Annotated in this window: 2 protein-coding genes; one reads left to right on the top strand and one right to left on the bottom strand. The window is 41.9% G+C overall.

Going from position 1 to position 1,414, the window contains the following annotated elements; genetic code table 11:
• The coding region (locus tag ACT8YW_RS22240; RefSeq protein ID WP_444107178.1) for a LytR/AlgR family response regulator transcription factor at nt 1-605 on the bottom strand (605 nt) is incomplete at its 3' end.
• A 208-nt stretch (nt 606-813) separates the two neighbouring features.
• Between ACT8YW_RS22240 and ACT8YW_RS22245 the strand changes: the two genes are divergently transcribed.
• The gene (locus ACT8YW_RS22245; protein ID WP_444107179.1) at nt 814-1,011 is read left to right on the top strand and encodes a helix-turn-helix domain-containing protein; all 198 of its coding nucleotides are present in this window, start codon (nt 814-816) and stop codon (nt 1,009-1,011) included.
• Nucleotides 1,012-1,414 lie beyond the last annotated feature (403 nt).

A 1,414-nucleotide genomic window follows, 5' to 3' on the forward strand; every position in this document is an offset into this window, starting at 1 on the left:
TTGATGTATGCCATATTGACCAGATAGCTTTTCTGAATTCTGAGGAATCCGTCTCCTTCCAATTCTGCCGCTAAATCTTCCAATTTCCCATAAAAGCGGTCTGGTGCCTGCATAGGCTTTACTGTGTACAAATATATAACTCTTTGATTACTTTCCAAGTAGAGAATATCTTTGTAGGGAATGTTAAATGACTCTGCGCTAGCTGAAAAGCGCAGAACTTTATCATCACGCGGCAATTCTGCCAATGCATCCCGGAAATAGTTGGGCAGCTTTTGCTCCAGTTCCTGCTTGAGAAGATATCGGAACGCCCTAACTTCATACCCTTCCATCGAAAATTCCGGATAATTTGTCACAAAAATAATCACTGTATCCAGATGTAATTCCCGCACACGGCGTGCAATGTCCATGCCGCTGCGTTCATCCATGTCGATGTCCAAGAACATGATGTGATACTGCGATAATTGCCGGTCCGTTATCTCGGCGGGATTCGAGCTTTTTGTTATGCAAATGGACGCTCCGGGCGGTACCGGCTGGCCAGCAACCGTGTCTGATATTCTCTGCAAAAAGTCCTTATCATCATCGCAAAGTAAAATATTGATTTTCATGTTTGTATCCTTATCGTTATTTCGCCGTAGCAGACGTCCTTCTTTGCCATTCAACATACGTTTAATTCTCCCGAAAGTCAAGTATTTTCTCGAAATAACACTTATAGTGTAATATTATATTGTTTTTACACCGTTTGGCAAGCCAAATCATTTAAAATTGAATTACCCTAAGAAGAAAATTCATTGATAAAGCAAGCTGGACAAAGACATGAAAGATACCGAACGTCACAACTATATTGGAGATCACATTCGTAAGCTGCGAGAAGAAAAAGGCTGGACACAACAAGTATTAGGCAAAAAGTTGGGCAAGAAGACTTCCACTATCAGTGCCTATGAAACGAATGCCAAACTTCCGTCTGTCGACTGCCTTATTGAAATGGCCGAATTGTTCGATGTATCCGCTTGACACACTGGTTTATGGGGATCGTTCAAATTTGATTTCTATTCGTGCCTTGCGACCAGAGCAAAAAGAACTGATTTCGGAGCTTACGCAAGTTTTTTCGGCAAGGCACACAACCGCTGAACAAAGGCTTGGCTTGCTCAGCAAGATTGTTAGCCACTTATCGCAATAATTTAGAATTCCCATTTTGTGGGCCTTTTGATTTTTCCTGCCCCGGCTTAGCAGCCGGGGCAGTTTGTTTTACTCGTGTTTTATGACAAGTAACTCGGATTTTGTGTCAATTTTGTGGAAATGAAGATTTTCTTGTGGTATCTTGAAGTCAAGATAAATAGGCGCTCCCGTTACCTAGATTGAAAAGTTCTATATGTATGTAAGCGTCGGTGCACAGGCGCTTGTAATTGTCCGAATA

Origin of the sequence: Bacteroides sp. (assembly GCF_052357945.1) — a bacterium.
Taxonomy (GTDB): domain Bacteria; phylum Bacteroidota; class Bacteroidia; order Bacteroidales; family Bacteroidaceae; genus Bacteroides.

Bases quoted from the DNA above. Each gene is read 5' to 3' on its own strand.
- ACT8YW_RS22245 (WP_444107179.1), top strand. From the start codon at position 814: ATGAAAGATACCGAACGTCACAACTATATTGGAGATCACATTCGTAAG.